17 protein-coding genes and 6 tRNA genes are annotated in these 22292 nt (G+C 50.9%); 20 read left to right on the top strand and 3 right to left on the bottom strand.

The annotated features are described in order from the left end of the window. Positions 1-31 precede the first annotated feature (31 nt). Together glnS and nagE are read right to left on the bottom strand one after the other, a co-directional pair. Positions 32-1702 carry a glutamine--tRNA ligase gene (gene glnS, locus ABIC79_RS12275; protein WP_015690263.1) on the bottom strand — a complete coding sequence of 557 codons (1671 nt, stop codon included), beginning with the start codon at positions 1700-1702 and terminating at the stop codon, positions 32-34. 192 nt (positions 1703-1894) lie between these two features. After that, positions 1895-3931 carry an N-acetylglucosamine-specific PTS transporter subunit IIBC gene (nagE, locus tag ABIC79_RS12270; protein WP_015690264.1) on the bottom strand — a complete coding sequence of 679 codons (2037 nt, stop codon included), beginning with the start codon at positions 3929-3931 and terminating at the stop codon, positions 1895-1897. Positions 3932-4316: 385 nt separating this feature from the next. Here nagE and nagB point away from each other — a divergent pair, with 385 nt between their 5' ends. From nagB to ABIC79_RS12215, 11 genes are all read left to right on the top strand, one after another. Next, positions 4317-5117 (top strand): glucosamine-6-phosphate deaminase, encoded by an 801-nt coding sequence (gene nagB / locus ABIC79_RS12265; protein WP_013576474.1) that lies wholly within the window; start codon positions 4317-4319, stop codon positions 5115-5117. A 149-nt stretch (positions 5118-5266) separates the two neighbouring features. Then, positions 5267-6406, top strand: a complete 1140-nt coding sequence (nagA, locus tag ABIC79_RS12260; RefSeq protein WP_013576475.1) for an N-acetylglucosamine-6-phosphate deacetylase — start codon at positions 5267-5269, stop codon at positions 6404-6406. A 20-nt stretch (positions 6407-6426) separates the two neighbouring features. Further along, entirely contained in the window at positions 6427-7650 is a 1224-nt protein-coding gene (gene nagC / locus ABIC79_RS12255; protein ID WP_013576476.1) for a DNA-binding transcriptional regulator NagC, read from the top strand. Between the two features lie 57 nt (positions 7651-7707). Then, positions 7708-8460 (top strand): HAD-IIA family hydrolase, encoded by a 753-nt coding sequence (locus ABIC79_RS12250; protein ID WP_015690266.1) that lies wholly within the window; start codon positions 7708-7710, stop codon positions 8458-8460. Positions 8461-8819: 359 nt separating this feature from the next. Further along, a complete protein-coding gene (gene asnB, locus ABIC79_RS12245) occupies positions 8820-10484 on the top strand; it encodes an asparagine synthase B (protein WP_013576478.1) in 1665 nt (554 codons plus the stop codon). Positions 10485-10712: 228 nt separating this feature from the next. After that, positions 10713-10789 (top strand) — tRNA-Met (locus ABIC79_RS12240). Positions 10790-10796: 7 nt separating this feature from the next. Next, a tRNA-Leu gene (locus ABIC79_RS12235) sits at positions 10797-10881 on the top strand. A 23-nt stretch (positions 10882-10904) separates the two neighbouring features. Next, positions 10905-10979, top strand: a tRNA-Gln gene (locus tag ABIC79_RS12230). A 70-nt stretch (positions 10980-11049) separates the two neighbouring features. Further along, a tRNA-Gln gene (locus tag ABIC79_RS12225) sits at positions 11050-11124 on the top strand. Between the two features lie 92 nt (positions 11125-11216). Then, positions 11217-11293: transfer RNA gene (locus ABIC79_RS12220), tRNA-Met, on the top strand. A gap of 44 nt (positions 11294-11337) precedes the next feature. After that, positions 11338-11412 (top strand) — tRNA-Gln (locus ABIC79_RS12215). 107 nt (positions 11413-11519) lie between these two features. Here the strand turns inward: ABIC79_RS12215 and ubiF are convergent. After that, entirely contained in the window at positions 11520-12704 is a 1185-nt protein-coding gene (gene ubiF / locus ABIC79_RS12210) for a 3-demethoxyubiquinol 3-hydroxylase (protein WP_153374617.1), read from the bottom strand. 187 nt (positions 12705-12891) lie between these two features. On the opposite strand from ubiF, the gene miaB reads away from it, so the two are divergent. The 9 genes from miaB to ABIC79_RS12165 all read left to right on the top strand — a co-directional run bounded on the left by miaB (position 12892) and on the right by ABIC79_RS12165 (position 22289). Continuing rightward, positions 12892-14316 carry a tRNA (N6-isopentenyl adenosine(37)-C2)-methylthiotransferase MiaB gene (gene miaB, locus ABIC79_RS12205; RefSeq protein WP_013576480.1) on the top strand — a complete coding sequence of 475 codons (1425 nt, stop codon included), beginning with the start codon at positions 12892-12894 and terminating at the stop codon, positions 14314-14316. 245 nt (positions 14317-14561) lie between these two features. Next, positions 14562-15638 carry a PhoH family protein gene (locus ABIC79_RS12200; RefSeq protein ID WP_112151683.1) on the top strand — a complete coding sequence of 359 codons (1077 nt, stop codon included), beginning with the start codon at positions 14562-14564 and terminating at the stop codon, positions 15636-15638. After that, entirely contained in the window at positions 15635-16108 is a 474-nt protein-coding gene (gene ybeY, locus ABIC79_RS12195; RefSeq protein ID WP_121019797.1) for an rRNA maturation RNase YbeY, read from the top strand. Before ABIC79_RS12200 ends, ybeY begins: the two co-directional genes overlap by 4 nt. A 99-nt stretch (positions 16109-16207) precedes the next feature. Continuing rightward, positions 16208-17086 (top strand): CNNM family magnesium/cobalt transport protein CorC, encoded by an 879-nt coding sequence (corC, locus tag ABIC79_RS12190; RefSeq protein ID WP_013576483.1) that lies wholly within the window; start codon positions 16208-16210, stop codon positions 17084-17086. Between the two features lie 7 nt (positions 17087-17093). Further along, a complete protein-coding gene (gene lnt, locus ABIC79_RS12185) occupies positions 17094-18623 on the top strand; it encodes an apolipoprotein N-acyltransferase (RefSeq protein WP_013576484.1) in 1530 nt (509 codons plus the stop codon). 437 nt (positions 18624-19060) lie between these two features. Continuing rightward, complete coding sequence (locus tag ABIC79_RS12180) at positions 19061-19957, top strand: amino acid ABC transporter substrate-binding protein (protein ID WP_013576485.1); 897 nt, start codon at positions 19061-19063, stop codon at positions 19955-19957. Positions 19958-20146: 189 nt separating this feature from the next. Next, a complete protein-coding gene (locus ABIC79_RS12175; protein WP_013576486.1) occupies positions 20147-20887 on the top strand; it encodes an amino acid ABC transporter permease in 741 nt (246 codons plus the stop codon). 2 nt (positions 20888-20889) lie between these two features. Continuing rightward, the gene (gltK, locus tag ABIC79_RS12170; protein WP_013576487.1) at positions 20890-21567 is read left to right on the top strand and encodes a glutamate/aspartate ABC transporter permease GltK; all 678 of its coding nucleotides are present in this window, start codon (positions 20890-20892) and stop codon (positions 21565-21567) included. Further along, entirely contained in the window at positions 21564-22289 is a 726-nt protein-coding gene (locus tag ABIC79_RS12165; protein WP_013576488.1) for an amino acid ABC transporter ATP-binding protein, read from the top strand. Before gltK ends, ABIC79_RS12165 begins: the two co-directional genes overlap by 4 nt. Positions 22290-22292: the final 3 nt, after the last annotated feature.

The raw sequence follows: 22292 nt of genomic DNA, 5'->3' as shown, positions 1-22292 counted from the left end.
AACTGCGTTTTTATTACCTCATACTGAGGGCTTACGCGACGGGTTTGCTTTCCCAGGTATCACGCAGGCCAACGGTACGGTTAAACACCAGATGTTCAGCACTTGAGTAGCGGTTGTCGGCACAGAAGTAACCTTCACGCTCAAACTGCAGGCTGATTTCAGCCTGTGCAGCCACCAGTGATGGCTCCACGAAACCGTGGGAAATCACCAGGGAATCCGGGTTGATGGTGGTCAGGAAGTCTTCCGCCTGGCCCGGGTTTGCGACGCTGAACAGACGGTCATACAGGCGGAACTCAGCCGGTTTGCCTTCAGACGCGGACACCCAGTGGATCACGCCTTTCACCTTGCGGCCATCGGCAGGATCTTTGCTCAGCGTGTCGATATCGTAAGAACAGAAGATAGTGGTGATATTCCCTTCCTCGTCTTTCTCGATACGTTCTGCTTTGATCACATACGCATTACGCAGGCGCACTTCTTTGCCCAACACCAGACGCTTGTACTGCTTGTTGGCTTCTTCGCGGAAATCAGCCTGATCGATGTAAATCTCACGGGTAAACGGCACTTCGCGGGTGCCCATTTCCGGTTTGCCCGGATGATTCGGCATCTTCACCATCTGCACATCATCACCGGTAAAGTTTTCAATGATCACTTTAACCGGATTGATAACCGCCATGGCGCGCGGTGCGTTCTCGTTGAGATCGTCACGGATGCAAGATTCCAGCGCCATCATTTCGACGTTGTTATCCTGCTTGGTAACGCCGATACGACGGCAGAATTCACGGATAGACGCCGCGGTATAGCCCCGGCGACGCAGACCTGAAACGGTCGGCATGCGCGGGTCATCCCAGCCTTCAACAATCTTCTCGGTCACCAGCAGGTTCAGCTTGCGCTTGGACATGATGGAGTATTCGAGATTCAGACGGGAGAATTCGTACTGACGCGGGTGGCATGGAATAGAAATATTATCCAGAACCCAGTCGTACAGACGACGGTTATCCTGGAATTCCAGCGTACACAGCGAATGGGTGATCCCTTCCAGCGCATCGGAAATGCAGTGGGTGAAATCGTACATCGGATAGATGCACCATTTTTTACCGGTCTGGTGATGTTCTGCGAATTTAATACGGTACAGAACCGGATCACGCATCACAAAGAATGGCGAGGCCATATCGATTTTTGCACGCAGACACGCAGCGCCTTCGGCGAACTCACCGTTACGCATTTTTTCAAATAACGCAATGTTCTCTTCCACGGTGCGATCGCGGTACGGGCTGTTTTTACCCGGCGACGTCAGGGAGCCGCGATATTCACGGATCTGGTCAGGAGACAGTTCATCAACATACGCCAGACCTTTGTTGATCAGTTCAAGCGCATAAGCATGCAGTTGATCAAAATAGTCCGAGGAGTAATGAATATCGCCGCTCCAGTCGAAACCTAACCACTGGACGTCGCGTTTGATTGACTCAACGAATTCGATGTCTTCTTTTGCCGGGTTGGTATCGTCAAAACGCAGATTACACTGGCCCTGATAGTCTTGCGCGATGCCGAAATTCAGGCAGATAGATTTTGCATGACCGATGTGCAGATAACCATTAGGCTCAGGTGGGAAACGGGTGTGAACGGTATTGTGTTTCCCGGTCGCCAGATCTTCATCAATAATCTGACGGATAAAATTTGTTGGGCGGGCTTCAGCCTCACTCATTGTGCAATTCCTCTACGCAACATTGACTCTACGGATAACCGCTTATGTTCCAACAAGCCACGCCGGGAAACAACCGTTAGTTGCATTAAATCGTGGTTATCTCTGCTGCCTCTGTCCTCAGACAATAAAAAGCGGGAAGAGATCGCTCTCTTCCCGCTGTCACTACGTCGACCTGTTACGTCATCCGCAGGGTTATTTGCCCTGGATATCGAACAGTTTCGTTTGACCGGCAACCACTGAACCGCTGGCCAGTGACGTCACACCGGTATAATCATCAATATTGCTGACGACTACCGGGCTGATCATTGAGCGCGCATTGGCATTCAGATAATCCAGATCCAGTTCCAGTACAGGCTGACCGGCAGTGACTGTTGTCCCTTCTTCAACCAGGCGGGTAAAGCCCTGGCCGTTCAGTGCAACAGTATCAATCCCCATATGCACCACGATTTCAGCACCGGAAGTCGTTTCCAGGCAGAACGCATGATTGGTATTGAAGATTTTCACCACCGTGCCCGCAGCCGGCGACACAACGATTTTATCGGTAGGACGGATGGCAACACCATCACCCACCGCTTTGCTGGCAAAGGCTTCATCAGGCACCTGATCCAGCGCCACAATGTCACCGGTAACCGGAGACACTAAAGTTTCCACTACCGTTTTCACGCTGTTTGGCACTGCCTGAGGTTTGATTTCAGACACTGGCGCAGCCGGAGTCACGGTAGCCGCAGCAATCGGGCCTGCATTCAGTGCGGTACGCATCGCACCGGCAATGATTTCGGCACGGGTACCGACAATCACCTGCACGCTTTGTTTATTCAGACGGATAACTCCTGAAGCGCCCAGACGTTTCGCCAGTCCGTCGTTGACCAGTGCGGAGTCTTTCACGTTCAGGCGCAGACGGGTGATACAGGCATCAATGCCGGTCAGGTTTTCTGAACCGCCGATGGCACTGATATAACGACGTGCCAGAGCAACGGTTTCATCACCTTTGTTGCCAGCAGATTCCACATCAACGTCGTAACCGTCCGCTTCGTCACCGGCCACTGCCAGTTCACGTCCCGGGGTCAGCAGGTTGAATTTCTGGATGGTGAAACGGAACACCACATAGTAAATCACGAAGAACACCAGACCCTGAGGGATCAGCATGTACCAGTGAGTCGCCAGCGGGTTACGGGAAGACAGCACCATATCCACCAAACCTGCGCTGAAGCCGAAACCGGCAATCCAGTGCATGCTTGCTGCGATGAAGACCGAAATCCCGGTCAGTACGGCGTGAATCACATACAACACCGGCGCAACGAACATGAAGGAGAATTCCAGCGGTTCGGTGATACCGGTAAAGAAGGAAGCGAAAGCAGCAGCCAGCATGATACCAGCAACTTTTGCTTTGTTTTCAGGACGTGCGCAGTGGTAAATCGCCAGTGCCGCGCCCGGAAGACCAAACATCATGATCGGGAAGAAACCTGCCTGATAACGACCGGTGATACCCACCACCGCTTTACCTGACTGGATAGATTCCTGACCACCGAGGAAGTTAGGGATATCGTTAATACCTGCAACATCAAACCAGAACACGGAGTTCAGTGCATGATGCAGACCGACCGGGATCAGTAAACGGTTGAAGAAGGCATAGATACCGGCACCGGCAGAACCCAGTTGCTGGATATGCTCACCGAAGGTCACCAGACCGTTGAAAATCAGAGGCCATACATACATCAGGATGAAGGCAACGATGATCATCAGGAAAGAAGTCAGGATCGGAACCAGACGACGACCACTGAAGAATGACAGCGCTTTCGGCAACTCGACGTGGCTGAAACGGTTGTACAACTCAGCAGAAATGATACCGACTAAGATACCGACAAACTGGTTATTGATTTTACCAAATGCCGCCGGCACCTGGTCTAACGGGATCTTCTGAATCATGGACACGGCTGCAGGCGAACACAGCGTGGTCAGCACCAGGAAACCGACAAAACCCGTCAGTGCAGCTGCACCGTCTTTGTCTTTGGACATGCCATACGCCACACCGATCGCAAACAGTACGGACATGTTTTCAATAATGGCGGAGCCAGATTTAATGAAAAATGCCGCCAGCGCATTGTCTCCCCCCCAACCCACAGGGTCGATCCAGTAACCGACGCCCATGAGGATTGCGGCGGCTGGCAACGTAGCAACGGGCACCATTAATGCCCGGCCAATCTTTTGTAAATAACTCAGTATATTCAACATTCCCCCTACTCGCCCGTAAGCGAATCACCAAAGTAGTTTAATTAGTATGTTTACTACCTTTTACATTTACCGTTCCGATTTAACCAACTGCAATTGCGAGTGTAAAAATATTATTTCGTATCGCAAATTAAAACCTCTCTTTTTGTGAGATTTGTCACCAAAAAGAGGTCATAACATGCCATTTCACTGGTCAATACACCAAACTTATTTTATCATTAAAAAAATCCAGACGGTATTGTGCCAGTCATAAACCGTTGCGGTGGTTTACGCTTAACAAGACCGCCCTGAACCCAAAACTGCTTTCTGACTTATTGTCCCGCGCTAGCACTTCTGCGGAGGACAGACACATTATATTCAATATTCTGAAACTAAGAGGTATCTGATGAGACTTATTCCATTAAACACCCCCACTGAAGTTGGCAAATGGGCTGCACGTCATATTGTTGAACGCATCAACGCATTTAAACCCACTGCTGACCGCCCTTTTGTTCTGGGCTTACCAACCGGTGGTACGCCGCTCGAAGCTTACAAACATTTAATCGCCATGCATAAAGCAGGCCAGGTTAGCTTTAAGAACGTAGTGACCTTCAACATGGACGAATATGTCGGTCTGCCGCAGGAACACCCTGAGAGCTACCATACGTTTATGTACAAAAACTTCTTTGACCACGTTGATATTCCACGCGAAAACATCAATCTGCTGAATGGTAATGCACCAGACGTCAACGAAGAATGCCGCCAGTACGAAGCGAAAATTAAGTCTTACGGCAAAATTCACCTGTTTATGGGCGGCGTGGGTAATGACGGTCATATCGCATTCAACGAACCAGCCTCTTCTCTGGCTTCCCGTACGCGTATCAAAACCCTGACCCATGAAACCCGTATCGCGAACTCACGTTTCTTCGACAACGATGTCTCTCAGGTGCCAAAATACGCCCTGACCGTTGGCGTGGGCACGTTGCTGGACGCAGAAGAAGTGATGATTCTGGTGACCGGCCATGCGAAAGCGCAGGCGCTGGAAGCGGCAGTTGAAGGTAATATCAACCATATGTGGACCATCAGCTGCCTGCAATTGCACGCGAAAGCCGTTATGGTGTGTGACGAACCGTCCACCATGGAACTGAAAGTCAAAACTGTTAAATATTTCCGCGAGTTAGAAGCGGAAAATATGAAAAATCTCTGATCCAAAATTATGCCCAAAGCCAGTCGGGTTGCGGCAAGGCGGCAACGAGCGAATCTCCGGGAGCTTACTGAAGTAAGTGACCGGAGTGAGTGAGGCCGCCAACGCAGCAGCAGCGTGACTGGAGAAGGGCAAACGTACTAGGGGGCATGATGTACGCTTTAGTGAACGGCCGGGTCTATACCGGTCATGACGTTCTGGATAACCACGCGGTGGTCATTGCCGATGGCAAAATTGAACGTGTCTGCCCGGTAAGTGAATTGCCGGCGAATGTGGAAACCCGCAGTCTGGATGGCGCCATTCTTGCCCCCGGATTTATCGATCTGCAACTTAATGGTTGTGGCGGCGTGCAATTCAACGATTCACTGGAAGCCATTTCAGTAGAAACGTTAGAAATCATGCAGAAAGCCAATGAAAAATCCGGCTGTACCAGTTTCTTACCGACGCTGATTACCTGTAGCGACGACTACATGAAACACGGTATCAGCGTGATGCGTACCTATCTGGAAAAGTATCCTAACCAGGCACTGGGTCTGCACCTTGAAGGACCCTACCTCAGCCCGCTGAAAAAAGGCACGCACAACCCGGCCTTTATCCGCCTGCCAGACAGCGCGATGATTGATTTTCTGTGTGCAAACGCGGACGTGATCACCCAACTGACGCTCGCACCCGAACAGGTTGATGCAAAATATATCCGCCAGATGCGTGATGCAGGAATAGTGATTTCCGCAGGCCATTCAAATTCCACCTATGCTGAAGCCCGTGCCGGTTTTGCCGCAGGTATCAGCTTTGCTACGCACCTTTATAATGCAATGCCAGCCATCACGGGCCGTCAGCCTGGTCTTATTGGTGCAATCTTCGATACGCCAGAAGTCTATACCGGCGTGATTGCTGATGGTCTTCACGTTGACTGGGCGAATATTCGCAATGCGAAAAAGCTCAAAGGCGAGAAGCTGGTGCTGGTCACTGACGCAACGGCTCCGGCTGGCGCGAATATTGATGAGTTCATTTTTGCCGGTAAAACAATATACTACCGTGACGGACTCTGTGTGGACGAAAACGGAACACTGAGCGGCTCTGCGCTGACGATGATCGAAGCGGTACAAAATAGCGTCGAACATGTTGGCATCGCGCTGGACGAAACGCTGCGTATGGCAACGCTTTATCCGGCACGCGCCATTGGTGTTGAAGACCAACTGGGCAGCATCGAAGCAGGTAAAGTCGCCAACCTCACCGCGTTCACTCATGATTTTAAAATCACAAAAACTATCGTTAATGGTGACGAAGTTTAATTGAGCGGATAACAGCATTGATGACAACTGGCGGACAGCAGGCACAAATCGGCAACGTTGATCTGGTTAAGCAGTTAAACGGCGCGGCGGTTTACCGCCTGATTGACCAACAAGGTCCCATCTCGCGCATTCAGATTGCTGACATGAGTCAGTTAGCGCCCGCCAGTGTGACCAAAATTACCCGACAATTGCTTGAGCGCGGGCTGATTAAAGAAGTTGATCAGCAGGCTTCCACCGGAGGGCGCCGCGCTATTTCTATCATCACCGAAACCCGCCCTTTCCATACCATCGCAGTACGTCTTGGTCGCCATGATGCGACGATAACGCTTTATGATCTCAGCGCAAAATCGCTGGCCGAACAACATTACGCCCTGCCCGAACGCACTCAGGAAACCCTGGAGAACGCGCTGTTCGAGGCTATACAGCAATTCATTGAACTAAATCAGCGCAAAATCCGCGAACTGATTGCCATTTCCGTCATCCTTCCGGGGCTGGTCGATCCGAATAAAGGCATCGTGCGCTATATGCCGCATATCAGCGTGGGCGCGTGGAAATTAGTCGATGCGCTGGAAGCCCGGTTTAAAGTCACCAGTTTTGTCGGCCACGATATCCGCAGTCTGGCGCTTGCCGAACACTACTTCGGTGCAACCCGCGACTGTCAGGACTCCATTTTGGTTCGTTTACACCGTGGTACCGGTGCCGGAATCATCGTTAACGGCCAGATTTTTCTCGGCAGTAACGGCAACGTCGGTGAAATCGGCCATATTCAGATCGACCCGCTGGGCGAACGCTGCCACTGCGGTAATTTCGGCTGTCTGGAAACCGTTGCGGCTAACGCTGCCATCGAAAATCGGGTGCGCCATTTACTGACGCAAGGCTACGCCAGCAAGCTGAGTCTGAATGACTGTTCAATTTCGGCGATCTGCAAAGCGGCCAACCGCCACGATCCGCTGGCAACCGAAGTCATCGAACACGTTGGCCGCCAGCTGGGTAAAGGGGTGTCGATCGCGATAAATCTGTTCAACCCGCAAAAAGTCGTGATTGCCGGCGAAATCACCGAAGCCGATAAGGTTCTGCTTCCGGCAATTCAGAACTGCATTAATGCGCAGGTTCTGAAAGATTTCCGCCGTAATTTACCGGTAGTGACCTCTGCCCTGAATCATCAGTCAGCGATTGGTGCGTTTGCCCTGGTTAAACGGGCGATGCTGAATGGCGTTCTGTTACAGCGTCTGATGGAAAATTAAGACGTGCTATAGTATCTGGCTGCCAGGAATGGGACTGAAAATGTGGGTTTGGAAATTATGACGATAAAGAACGTAATTTGTGACATTGATGGCGTGCTGTTGCACGACAATACCGCAGTACCTGGCGCCGATCGTTTTCTGGCGCGGATTCAGGAACAGGGAATGCCTCTGGTTATTCTCACTAACTACCCTTCCCAGACAGCACAGGATCTGGCAAACCGCTTCGGCGCTGCCGGTCTCGACGTGCCTGAAAGTGCATTTTTCACCTCTGCGATGGCCACAGCCGATTTCCTCAAACGTCAGGAAGGCAAAAAAGCCTATGTCGTCGGCGAAGGTGCGCTGATTCATGAACTCTATAAAGCCGGTTTTACCATTACCGATATCAATCCTGATTTCGTGATTGTCGGCGAAACCCGTTCTTATAACTGGGACATGATCCATAAAGCCGCCTATTTCGTGGCAAACGGCGCGCGCTTTATCGCGACAAATCCTGATAACCACGGACACGGTTTTGTTCCTGCCTGCGGCGCATTGTGTGCACCGATCGAAAAAATTACCGGACGCCAGCCATTTTATGTCGGCAAACCGAGTCCGTGGATTATCCGTTCGGCGTTAAATAAAATGCAGGCGCATTCCGAAGATACCGTCATTGTGGGGGATAATCTGCGTACTGACATTCTGGCGGGCTTCCAGGCAGGTCTGGAAACCGTTCTGGTGCTGACTGGCGTTTCAACGCTCAACGATATTGAGGGAATGCCTTTCCGTCCGACCTGGATTTACCCTTCAGTTGCCGATATCGACGTGATTTAAGCGTTTCCGGCCACTGCCTGAAAACGAGCCTGGATCTTTATTCAGGCTCTTTTTTTTGTCTTGCCGTCTGATTTTTATCCACTTTTCTCTTTTTTGAATCCTCCTCAATTTTTGGCGATTAAATTAATAATCCGCTAATAAAATCGCCATAAAACTGGTGATTCATCAAAGATCACCCACCATCAACCAACTATTTATCAGAAGAGCGTTAAACCACTTGCACAACATAGGGGTTTTGACGCATTTTCATAGTCAGCAACGCAACAACGCCGGGCTAAAACTGAAAGAACGGCAACGTTGATCCTCATTCGTAATCATAAAAATAACAGCCAGAGAAAGGTCGTTAGGGAGAAAGTCATATGTGTTCAATTTTCGGTGTGCTCGATATCAAAACTGACGCTGTCGAGCTGCGCAAAAAAGCGCTGGAACTGTCGCGCCTGATGCGTCACCGCGGACCCGACTGGTCCGGTGTGTTTGCCAGCGATAAAGCCATTCTGTCGCATGAGCGTCTGTCCATTGTCGACGTGAACAACGGCGCACAACCTTTGTACAACGCAGCACACACCCACGTTCTGGCTGTGAACGGCGAAATTTACAACCATCAGGCATTGCGCGCAGAACTGGGCGACAAGTATGAATTCCAGACCGCATCTGACTGTGAAGTCATTCTGGCGCTGTATCAGGAAAAAGGCCCTGCCTTCCTCGATGAACTGCAAGGTATGTTCGCCTTTATTCTGTATGACACAGAAAAAGACGCGTACCTGATTGGCCGCGACCATCTGGGCATTATCCCGCTGTACATGGGCTACGACGAACACGGCAACATGTACGTCGCTTCAGAAATGAAAGCGCTGGTGCCGGTTTGTCGCACCATCAAAGAATTCCCGGCAGGCAGCTATCTGTGGAGCCAGGACGGTGAAATTCGCGAATACTACCAGCGTGACTGGTTTGACTTCGAAAACGTCAAAGACAACGTCACTGACGCTGCGGCGCTGAAAGATGCACTGGAAGAAGCGGTAAAAAGTCACCTGATGTCTGACGTGCCTTACGGCGTGCTGCTGTCTGGTGGTCTGGATTCCTCCGTGATTTCCGCCATCACCAAGAAATTTGCCGGCCGCCGTATCGAAGATAAAGATCAGAGCGAAGCCTGGTGGCCGCAACTGCACTCCTTTGCCGTCGGTCTGCAAGGTTCACCGGACCTGCGCGCTGCTCAGGAAGTCGCCAACCATTTAGGCACCGTGCACCACGAAATTCACTTCACCGTGCAGGAAGGTCTGGATGCTATCCGCGATGTTATCTATCACATTGAAACGTATGACGTCACGACTATCCGCGCATCAACGCCGATGTATCTGATGTCGCGTAAAATCAAAGCGATGGGCATCAAAATGGTGTTGTCTGGCGAAGGCGCAGACGAAGTGTTGGGCGGCTACCTGTATTTCCATAAAGCACCAAACGCTAAAGAATTCCATGAAGAAACCGTGCGTAAATTGCTGGCCCTGCATATGTATGACTGTGCGCGTGCCAACAAAGCCATGTCAGCCTGGGGTGTTGAAGCCCGCGTCCCGTTCCTGGACAAAAAATTCCTCGACGTCGCGATGCGTATCAACCCGAAAGACAAGATGTGCGGCAACGGCAAGATGGAGAAACATATCCTGCGTGAATGTTTCGAGTCTTATTTGCCACACAGCGTGGCCTGGCGCCAGAAAGAACAGTTCTCTGATGGCGTAGGTTACAGCTGGATCGATACCTTAAAAGAAGTGGCCTCTCAGCAGATCACCGATCAACAGCTTGAAACTGCACATTTCCGTTTCCCGTACAACACGCCGACCTCGAAAGAAGGCTACCTGTACCGTACGATTTTTGAAGAGTTATTCCCGGTGCCAAGCGCGGCTGAATGTGTGCCTGGCGGGCCGTCAGTGGCCTGTTCTTCAGCGAAAGCTATTGAATGGGACGAAGCGTTCAAAAACATGGACGATCCTTCTGGCCGTGCCGTTGGCGTGCATCAGTCCGCTTATAAATAACCGATTTACCGGTAAATATCCTTGTAGCAAACGGGCCTCTTCAGGCCCGTTTTTTAATGGGTAAAGTCAGTAAAAATAATGTCTTTTGTCCAATTAATCACCAGAGTGGTTATAAGCCAGACAAATGGACGCCGTCAGGCCTTTTTCTCCAAAAAAGGTGTTGACGCAAAACGGTCATATACGCATAATGCGCCCCGCAACGCCGATGAAGGTAGCGCGAAAAAAGATGGCTACGTAGCTCAGTTGGTTAGAGCACATCACTCATAATGATGGGGTCACAGGTTCGAATCCCGTCGTAGCCACCATCTTTTTGCGGGAGTGGCGAAATTGGTAGACGCACTAGATTTAGGTTCTAGCGCCGCAAGGTGTGCGAGTTCAAGTCTCGCCTCCCGCACCATTTCCAGACATCGGCAGCACAGTTGGGGTATCGCCAAGCGGTAAGGCACTGGTTTTTGATACCAGCATTCCCAGGTTCGAATCCTGGTACCCCAGCCATTTTCTTACCTTTCACATTGTTGTACTGATGTGGTTGTGAGGAAAATCCAATTTGAAGAAGTTGTACTGTTGGGGTATCGCCAAGCGGTAAGGCACTGGTTTTTGATACCAGCATACCCTGGTTCGAATCCAGGTACCCCAGCCATACTTCTTTCTGTATAATTGGTAAGCACTTGAAATTTATTATTAAGTTAGTTAAATTAGTGCTTGAAGTTTTGAAGTAAGTCAGTAGAATTTGGCTACGTAGCTCAGCTGGTTAGAGCACATCACTCATAATGATGGGGTCACAGGTTCAAATCCCGTCGTAGCCACCATTTTACTTGCAGTACACTACTCAAAAGGTAGTGAGAAACAAAATTGGGGTGTCGCCAAGCGGTAAGGCTCTGGTTTCTGATACCAGCATACCCAGGTTCGAATCCTGGCACCCCAGCCACATTAGAAAGGCCTGCTTTTTAGCAGGCCTTTTGCTTTTCTGTATTTTAAATATTTATCTAAAAATAGAGGTCTGGTGGAGATGTTTTCCCACCAGCCTTGACGTCATTAAATCCCCAATGCGTATTTAAGTGCTTTGGTTTTCAGTGCGCCCGTACGTTGTGCGGTCATCAGCGCCAGATTACGCAACGCTTTCACCGGTGCCAGATCGTTACTGAAGGCGGTATAGAATAAATCCATCCCGCTTTGCATCAGCAGATTATCCAGACGACGCTGACGCTGATAGCGCAGTAAGACTTTCTCGCTGCTCCACGCTTCATCATGGTCACGCGCCTTTTCCAGCACCGATAACAATGCTTCCACATCACGGTATCCCAGATTGACGCCCTGCCCTGCCAGAGGATTGATGGTGTGCGCTGCGTCACCCACCAGCGCCAGCCCCGGTAAGACATAACGCTGAGCGTGACGGCGAACCAGTGGGAATGCACCTGCGGATATTGCTTTCACTGTGCCCAGCCGTGCCGGGAAAGCCTGCATCACTTCTGTCGTAAGTTGCTGCATATTCAGCGTTTTCAGATAACGGATACGCTGCGGGCTGTCATACCAGACCAGCGAGGCCTGATTATCAAACAGCGGCAGGAACGCCCGCGGGCCGGAAGGGAAAAATTGCTGCCATGTCACGTCCTGATTCGGCGTTGCGGTTTCGACATGAATCAGCATACAGTGCTGGCGGTATTCCCAGCCATCCACACCAATCCCCGCTAACTGCCGCACCAGGGAATTCGCACCATCGGCAGCGACCACAAGTGGCGTGCGCAGTAATTCACCCGTAGTCAGTTGCAAAGACCAGGTTTTATCATCGTGCTGCAAAAGGTGACGCAATTTTGCCGGGCACAAACGGGTCAGACTGGTGAGGGCATCAAACTGTTGCCACAGCGCCAGCTGAAGTACCCGGTTTTCGACCATGAAGCCCAGTTCCGGCAATCCGAGAGACTGCGCATCAAATTTCACTTCAGAACCGTCAACTTCCCAGGTTTCCAGGCGGCGGTATGGGACTGAGCGCATTTTCTCAACCGCCCCCCACGCCCCCAGTTTCTGTAAAAAGCGCACAGACGCACAACCAATCGCGGAGATACGCAAATCAGCCGGCGCTGACGGATCAAACCCGGCAGGTTCTTCATTCTCTATCAGAGCGACCTGCAATCCCTGCTGCGCCAGCCCCAGGGCTGTGGCAGCGCCCACCATGCCGCCACCCACAATGACTGCATCAAATGTCTTCTCAGAATTATTCATTTTATTCCGGCTTTCTGTTCAGTTCATTATGCGAAGTGTACCGGATTTTTGTGTTGGCATCAGGGCCTAAGCTGCTTTCCTGCACTGGTCAGCACTGGAGTGAGGGTTTACAATAGCGCCCCTGAACTATGCTATGCACTGCGGCACTGCCGATCTAACGTTTCCCGTATTGAGTACTGACACGCTGATGACTAAAAAACTGCACATAAAAACCTGGGGCTGCCAGATGAATGAATATGATTCATCCAAAATGGCTGACCTTCTCGACAGCACCCATGGTTACCAGCTGACGGATAACGCTGAAGAAGCAGACATTCTGCTGCTGAATACCTGCTCAATAAGGGAAAAGGCGCAGGAGAAAGTGTTCAGTCTGCTCGGACACTGGAAATTACTGAAAAAGAAAAACCCGAATATTATCATTGGGGTGGGTGGCTGCGTCGCATCACAGGAAGGCGAAATGCTGCGTAAACGTGCGCCTTGTGTCGACATCGTCTTCGGTCCGCAAACCTTGCATCGTTTACCGGAAATGGTGAACCACGTACGTGGCACCAAAAGCCCGGTCGTGGATATCAGCTTTCCTGAAATCGAAAAATTTGACCGGCTGCCGGAACCGCGCGCAGACGGCCCGACCGCTTTCGTTTCCATCATGGAAGGCTGCAACAAATATTGCAGCTTCTGTGTAGTGCCTTATACGCGCGGTGAAGAAGTCAGCCGCCCGTGCGATGACGTATTGTTTGAAGTGGCACAACTGGCCGCGCAAGGCGTGCGTGAAGTTAACCTGCTGGGCCAGAACGTTAATGCGTATCGTGGCGATGCGTTTGAGGGTGGCGTGTGCACCTTCGCTGAGCTGCTGCGTCTGGTGGCAGCGATTGACGGTATCGACCGTATTCGTTTCACCACCAGTCATCCGGTCGAATTTACTGATGATATTATAGAAGTCTATAAAGATACGCCTGAAGTGGTGAGCTTCCTGCATCTGCCGATCCAAAGTGGTTCCGATCGCATTCTGACGATGATGAAGCGTCCTCATACAGTGCTGGAATATAAATCGACTATCCGCAAGTTACGCGCCGCGCGTCCTGATATTCATTTCAGTTCAGATTTTATCATCGGTTTCCCTGGCGAAACGAACGAAGATTTTGAACGCACGATGGATTTGATTGCGCAGGTGAATTACGACGTCAGCTTCAGCTTCATCTATTCTCCGCGTCCGGGCACACCGGCGGCAGATATGGTTGATGATGTGAGCATGGATGAGAAGAAACAGCGTCTGGCGCTGTTACAGGACAGAATCACACAGCAAGTCATGCGCTTTAGCCGCGCCACGCTGGGTACTGTTCAGCGTATTCTGGTGGAAGGCACGTCCCGCAAGGACATTATGGAGCTGACCGGCCGTACCGAATGCAACCGCGTGGTCAACTTCGAAGGCACACCGGACATGATTGGTAAGTTCGTTGATGTCGAAATTGTCGACGTGTATGCCAACTCACTGCGCGGTGTGGTTGTCCGTACGGAAGAACAGATGGCGCTTCGCCTGCATGAATCACCACAATCAGTTATCGAACGCACCCGCAAAGAAAATGAATTGGGCGTTGGACTATATCAACCCTGAACCACCAGAATAATGCACAGCCTGAAATCAACAGGGCGCTCCGGCGTCCTGTTTCTTTTGAGATTTTCGGTAATAACCTCATCATAAGGGTTTAATTTTCCAGCAAAGGCCGCATATCCGGATGACGGTGCCTGCAACTGCTGCCACGGCGCAGCATATTTTGCCAAGGGCATGTATTATTAAGTCAGGTATGGTTGGCGGCTGAAAGCAGTGACTCAGCCGGGTGAAATGACAACTGGTCCGAAGTGACCCAGAGGATTCGTTTGAACGTTGTAACACAAGAGATTTTACTGGAGCCCGAAGACAACCAGCGTTTGCTGAGCCTGTGCGGGCCGTTTGATGACAATATCAAACAACTGGAGCGCCGGTTGGGCGTTGAAATCAACCGTCGTGATAACGCGTTTAAATTGGTCGGAAAGAGCCTGCCGGTTGCGGCAGCCGCCGACATCCTGCGTGATTTATACGTTGACACTGCGCCGCTGCGCGGTGAGATCCAGGATATCGATCCTGAAAAAATTCATCTGGCGATCAAAGAAAGCCGGGTACTGGAACAAACAGCAGAAAGTGTGCCCGACTTCGGCAAAGCGGTCATCATCAAAACCAAGCGTGGCATGGTGAAGCCGCGCACGCCCAATCAGGCGCAGTATATCGCCAACATTCTCGACCACGACATCACCTTCGGGATCGGTCCTGCAGGTACCGGTAAAACATATCTGGCCGTGGCTGCTGCGGTGGATGCGCTGGAGCGTCAGGAAGTGCGCCGCATTCTTCTGACCCGCCCTGCCGTTGAAGCCGGTGAAAAACTGGGCTTCCTGCCGGGGGATCTCAGTCAGAAAGTTGACCCATATCTGCGCCCGCTGTATGACGCATTGTTCGAAATGCTCGGTTTTGAGAAAGTTGAAAAACTGATTGAGCGCAACGTTATTGAAGTCGCCCCGCTGGCTTACATGCGTGGACGTACATTGAACGACGCTTTTATTATCCTTGATGAAAGCCAGAACACGTCTATCGAACAAATGAAGATGTTCCTGACCCGTATTGGCTTTAACTCCAAAGCGGTGATCACCGGTGACGTGACGCAAATCGACTTGCCGCGTCATCAGAAATCAGGGCTTCGTCATGCGATTGAAGTGCTGTCGTCAGTCGAAGAACTCAGCTTTAACTTCTTCCACAGTGAAGACGTGGTACGTCATCCGGTCGTTGCGCGCATTGTTGTCGCGTACGAAGCCTGGGAAGAAGAAGATCAAAAACGCCGCGATGCGATTGCCGCAGAGCGTAAACATGAACATCAGAACAGCTCAACACAACAGGCCAGTCAATGAACACGGTAATCCTCGATTTACAAATTGCCTGCGAAGATGCAGCAGGTTTACCGCCAGAAAATGATTTCCAGACCTGGCTTGAAGCGGTTCTTCCTCAGTTTCAGGAAGAATCAGAAGTCACAATCCGTCTGGTCGATATCCCTGAAAGTCATGAACTTAATATGACTTATCGTGGGATGGATAAACCGACCAACGTGTTATCCTTTCCGTTCGAAGCACCTCCTGGTATGGAGATGCCGCTTCTTGGCGACCTGATTATTTGTCGCCAGGTTGTGGAGAAAGAAGCAAAAGAGCAGGACAAAGAACTTCTGGCTCACTGGGCGCATATGGTCATTCACGGCAGTTTGCATTTGCTGGGCTATGACCATATCGTTGACGAAGAAGCCGAAGAAATGGAATCGATTGAAACTGAAATCATGCAGGGTCTGGGGTATCCGGATCCGTATATTTCAGAGAAAGAAGATAACTAAGCTTCACAGTAAACTCGCGTAATGCCTGCCTGATAACGTGTTTATCCGCAGGCGTTTCGCATAATTTTCACTAACTACGAGTAAAAAAAACCAAACGCCATGAGCGATGACCATTCACAAAATAGTGACAGCCCCAGTCCCAAGAAGGGCTTCTTTTCCCTTATCCTTAGCCAGCTTTTTCACGGTGAACCAAAAAACCGTGGCGATTTGGTTGAGCTGATCCGTGATTCAGAACAAAACGATCTGATCGACCCCGATACCCGTGACATGCTGGAAGGCGTGATGGATATCGCCGAGCAGCGCGTCCGGGACATCATGATCCCACGTTCACAAATGATCACGCTAAAACGCAACCAGCCGCTGGAAGAGTGCCTCGATGTCATTATTGAATCTGCACACTCACGCTTCCCGGTGATCAGCGAAGATAAGGATCACATTGAAGGCATCCTGATGGCCAAAGACCTGCTGCCGTTTATGCGCACAGAGTCTGAGCCATTCAGCATAGATAAAGTGCTGAGAACCGCGGTCGTTGTCCCTGAAAGCAAACGCGTAGACCGCATGCTGAAGGAATTCCGCTCACAGCGTTACCACATGGCGATTGTCGTTGATGAATTCGGCGGCGTTTCAGGTCTGGTAACCATAGAAGATATTCTCGAACTGATCGTCGGCGAAATCGATGATGAGTACGATGAAGCAGAAGATCTGGATATCCGTCAGCTCAGCCGCCATACCTACACCGTCCGCGCACTGGCACCGATCGAAGATTTTAATGAAGTGTTCCGGACCCATTACAGTGACGACGAAGTCGATACGATTGGTGGTCTGGTCATGCAGTCATTCGGCCATTTACCGGCGCGTGGTGAAAGCATTGAAATTGACGGTTACCTGTTCAAGGTTGCGATGGCTGACAGCCGTCGTATCATTCAGGTTCATGTAAAAATACCGGACGACGCGCCGCAACCGATACTGGAAGAATAATTACTTCATGGCAATTGCCTCTTTATATCAACGCCAGCGGGTTCGCGCCCTGCTGGCGCTCTTTTTCGGTGCCTGTGGCACGCTGTCATTTTCCCCTTATGACTTCTGGCCTGCGGCGATCATTTCGCTGTGCGGTCTGCTGGCATTAACGCTCGATCGTCGTCCGGCTCAGGCCGCGCTCATCGGCTTTTTCTGGGGAATGGGTCTTTTTGGCAGCGGCGTAAACTGGGTTTATGTCAGCATCGCCACGTTTGGCGGCATGCCGGAAGCGATCAACCTTTTCCTGGTGGTCTTGCTGGCAGCGTATTTATCGCTGTACACGATGTTGTTTGCCGGCTTGTTCAGCAAACTGTGGCCGAAAACCACCTGGTGGAAACTGGCACTTGGCGCGCCCGCCTTGTGGCAAGTTACTGAATTCCTGCGCGGCTGGGTGCTGACCGGTTTCCCGTGGTTACAGTTCGGCTACAGCCAGATCGACGGTCCGCTGAAAGGCCTCGCGCCGATTACCGGCGTCGACGGCATCACGATTTTACTCACCTCGCTGAGCGGACTGATTGTGTACGCAGTACATCAGCGTCGCGTCACACCGGGAATTATCGCTGTTGCCATGCTGTTACTGCCGTGGCCGCTGCGTTATATCCACTGGTATCAGGAACAGCCAGATAAAACGGTCGATGTGGCACTGGTTCAGGGCAACATTCCACAGTCCATGAAATGGGATCCGAAAGCACTGGAAAGTGCGCTGCAGACCTATCTGGATCTCAGCCGCCCGTACGTGGGTAAATCCAGCATGATCATCTGGCCGGAATCAGCAATTTCAGACATTGAATCCGATCAGCAGGGCTTCCTGAGCATGGTGGATAATATCTACCGCTCACACGGCACCCAGTTAATCACCGGCATTATCGATGCCCGTCGCAATGAAGAAGGCATGAAAGTGTATAACAGCGCCATCGTGCTCGGCGGTGAAAAGCCCTATCACTATCCTGACGAAAACCGCTTCAACAAACATCATCTGGTGCCTTTTGGAGAGTTCGTACCGCTGGAAGCCATTCTTCGCCCGCTGGCACCTTTCTTCGATTTGCCGATGTCCGGGCTGACCAGTGGTGATTACGTGCAGAAACCGTTGTTTGTCAGTGGCCTGAATCTGACCACGGCGATTTGTTACGAAGTCGTCTTCGGCGAACAGGTGCGCGACAATCTGCAACCGGATACTAATTTCCTGCTGACGATTTCAAACGATGCCTGGTTTGGTCATTCGATTGGCCCATGGCAACACTTCCAGATGGCGCGAATGCGTTCGCTGGAACTGGGCCGTCCGTTGCTGCGCAGCACCAATAATGGCATTACCGCCGTCGTTGATGCTCAGGGCGATGTGACCCACGAAATTCCGCAGTTTACCCGTCAGGTGCTGAACGTGAAGGTCACACCGACAACGGGTATGACACCTTATGCCCGGGCTGGCTGGTGGCCGGTGTGGTTTGCTACGGCAGTCATGGCGGCAGTTGCGCTGTGGTTGGGTCGCCGTAAATCCTGAGTACAAGCGTTTTGTTTCTAAAACAGGCACCTCCGGGTGTCTGTTCTTTTTTGTAGCACCCCTTTTTAATCTCAATACCCCTCCCCTTTTACCTGCTGCCGATTGTTTCGACTGCGGCATTAAGCGCTGCCGATTTGCCCGCTTATGAAGTTAAATCAGGCCATTTGGCACGACTCTTGCTACATCTGATTGAAAGATATCTGATTAGTTACTTTTTATGACGGGATGCATCATTTTGGTACAAACAGGCTGCTCCTCATGCACTTTCCGGGTGCATAGCCGTTTGATTGCTTTGATTTGGTGCGTGTCTCGTCTCAAAAAAGAAACAATGTGGTTTCATAATATTCACATTCAGCTATTTTCTAGCTTCATATGACGAGGCATTAGTACTTTCTGATCCCTGAGTTTGGATCCCTAATGACAGCAAGGAGTTGGACATGCAATTGCGCAAATTGGCGTTATCAGTACTGTTGGCAAGCGTTACCGTGAGCAGCTTTGCTCACGCAGAAGAACTGACCGGCACCCTGAAAAAAATTAAAGACAATGGCGTTATCGTGGTGGGTCACCGTGAATCCTCAGTGCCATTCTCTTACTACAACAACGAACAAAAAGTTGTGGGTTATTCACAGGACTATTCTGACGCTATCGTTGACGCAGTGAAGAAAAAACTGAACCTGCCTGACCTGCAGGTCAAAATGATGCCAATCACTTCGCAGAACCGTATCCCGCTGCTGCAAAACGGCACCTACGATTTCGAATGTGGTTCAACCACCAACAACCTGGAACGTCAGCAACAAGCAGCCTTCTCTGACACCATCTTTGTGATCGGTACACGTCTGCTGGTGAAAAAAGGTTCAGAGATTAAAGATTTCACTGACCTTAAAGGCAAAACTGTTGTTGTAACCTCCGGTACGACTTCCGAAGTTCTGCTGAACAAGCTGAACGAAGAGAAAAAACTGGATCTGCGCATCATCAGTGCCAAAGACCACGGTGACTCCTTCCGTACGCTGGAAACTGGCCGCGCAGTGGCCTTCATGATGGATGACGCCTTGCTGGCCGGTGAACGTGCGAAAGCCAAGAAACCAGACAACTGGGAAATTGTCGGTACGCCGCAATCCAAAGAAGCTTATGGCTGCATGATGCGTAAAGACGATGCTGAGTTTAAAAAACTGGTTGATGACACCATCGTGCAGGCACAAACCTCCGGTGAAGCAGGCAAATGGTTTGAAACCTGGTTCAAAAAACCAATTCCTCCGAAAAACCTGAATATGAACTTTGAGCTGTCCGATGACATGAAAGCTCTGTTCAAAGCGCCAAACGATAAGGCGCTGTAAGTCATACCAAATGGACGGGTATAACCAAGAGAAGAGTGAAAAGTGACTAAAATACAAGGTTGGACCACCAACCTGTGATGATACAGATGCGGGGTGGTCGTTCCCCACCCCGCATTCTTTCCCATTCACTTTAGGCGAATTGCGTCATCACTCAGATGGGTAAGCCTTTACCCGCTTTACGGAGTTTTTATGTCAATAGATTGGAACTGGGGCATTTTTCTGCAACAAGCCCCCTTCGGTAACACCACTTATCTGGGCTGGATTTGGAATGGATTTCAGGTCACTGTCGCACTGTCAATTTGCGCATGGATAATCGCCTTCCTCATCGGTTCTCTATTCGGTATTTTGCGTACCGTCCCCAACCGCATCCTTTCGGGTATTGGTACCTGTTACGTCGAATTATTCCGTAACGTGCCATTAATCGTGCAATTCTTCATTTGGTATCTGGTGGTCCCTGAACTGCTGCCTGAAAATATCGGCATGTGGTTTAAATCCGAACTGGCGCCTGACGTACAGTTCTTCACTTCCTCGGTAATTTGCCTCGGGTTGTTCACCGCCGCCCGTGTATGCGAACAGGTGCGTGCAGCCATCCAGTCCCTGCCAAGCGGACAACGCAATGCCGGACTGGCGATGGGCCTTACGCTGCCGCAAACTTACCGCTATGTGCTGTTGCCCAATGCTTACCGCGTGATCGTGCCGCCAATGACCTCTGAGATGGTTAACCTGGTGAAAAACTCCGCCATTGCCTCGACCATTGGTCTGGTTGATATGGCCGCACAAGCCGGTAAGCTGCTGGATTACTCCGCGCATGCGTATGAATCATTCACTGCAATCACCGTTGCTTATGTCCTTATCAATGCCGTCATCATGCTGCTGATGCATTTCGTAGAACGTAAAGTCCGCCTGCCGGGCAACATGGGAGGGAAATAAGCATGCATGAATTCGACTGGAGTTCTATTGGTCCCGGCCTGCCCTATCTGTGGCAAGGCATGGTCATTACGCTGAAGATAACGTCGCTGGCGATTGTAGTCGGTATTTTGTGGGGCACCCTGCTGGCGGTCATGCGCCTGTCAACGTTCAAGCCGATCAGCTGGTTTGCCTCGGCTTACGTCAACCTTTTCCGCGCGGTTCCGCTGGTCATGGTGCTGTTGTGGTTCTATCTGATTGTGCCGGGCTTTCTGCAAAAAGTGCTCGGACTGTCACCTAAAACCGATATCCGCCTGATTTCTGCGATGGTCGCGTTTGCGTTATTTGAAGCGGCGTATTACTCGGAGATTATCCGCGCAGGGATTATCAGCATCGCACGCGGTCAGTCTTCTGCAGCGCTGGCGCTGGGTATGACGCAATGGCAATCCATGAAGCTGGTTATCCTGCCGCAGGCTTTCCGCGCGATGGTGCCGTTACTGCTGACGCAGGCGATCGTTTTGTTCCAGGATACTTCGCTGGTGTACGTTCTGGGCCTCGCAGACTTCTTCCGCAGCGCATCTAATATTGGTGACCGTGACGGTACACTGGTTGAGATGGTGCTGTTTGCAGGACTTATTTACTTTGTTATCAGCCTTTGTGCTTCCTTGCTGGTGCGTTATTTGAAGAAAAGGACCGTTTCATGATTTCACTGAAGAATGTTTCTAAATGGTACGGGCACTTTCAGGTGCTTACCGATTGCAGCACCGAAGTTAAAAAAGGTGAAGTTGTGGTGGTTTGCGGGCCTTCAGGCTCAGGGAAATCGACGCTGATCAAAACCGTTAACGGACTCGAACCAGTTCAGAAAGGTGAGATCCTGGTCAACGGGACGCCGGTCAATGACAAGAAGACCAATCTGGCGCAACTGCGTGCAAAAGTGGGCATGGTTTTCCAGCATTTCGAACTGTTCCCGCACCTTTCCATCATCGATAACCTGACACTGGCACAAGTCAAAGTTTTAAAACGTGATAAAGCGGCAGCGAAAGACAAGGGCCTGAAATTACTGGATCGTGTCGGTTTGTCCGCGCACGCCAATAAATTCCCCGGCCAGCTTTCCGGTGGTCAGCAACAGCGTGTGGCGATTGCCCGTGCATTGTGTATGGATCCGATCGCGATGTTGTTTGACGAACCGACGTCCGCTCTTGATCCGGAAATGATCAACGAAGTGCTCGACGTTATGGTTGAGCTGGCAAACGAAGGTATGACAATGATGGTGGTGACACACGAAATGGGCTTCGCCCGTAAAGTGGCCAACCGCGTGATTTTCATGGATGAAGGCAAGATTGTAGAAGATCGCAATAAAGACGATTTCTTCAATAATCCGGAATCCGATCGCGCCCGGGATTTCCTGGCGAAGATCCTGCACTGACCG

The organism is Rahnella sp. 2050, assembly GCF_040544515.1.
In the GTDB taxonomy this organism is placed as follows: domain Bacteria; phylum Pseudomonadota; class Gammaproteobacteria; order Enterobacterales; family Enterobacteriaceae; genus Rahnella; species Rahnella aceris.
This window is presented reverse-complemented; position numbering and strand designations above follow the sequence as displayed.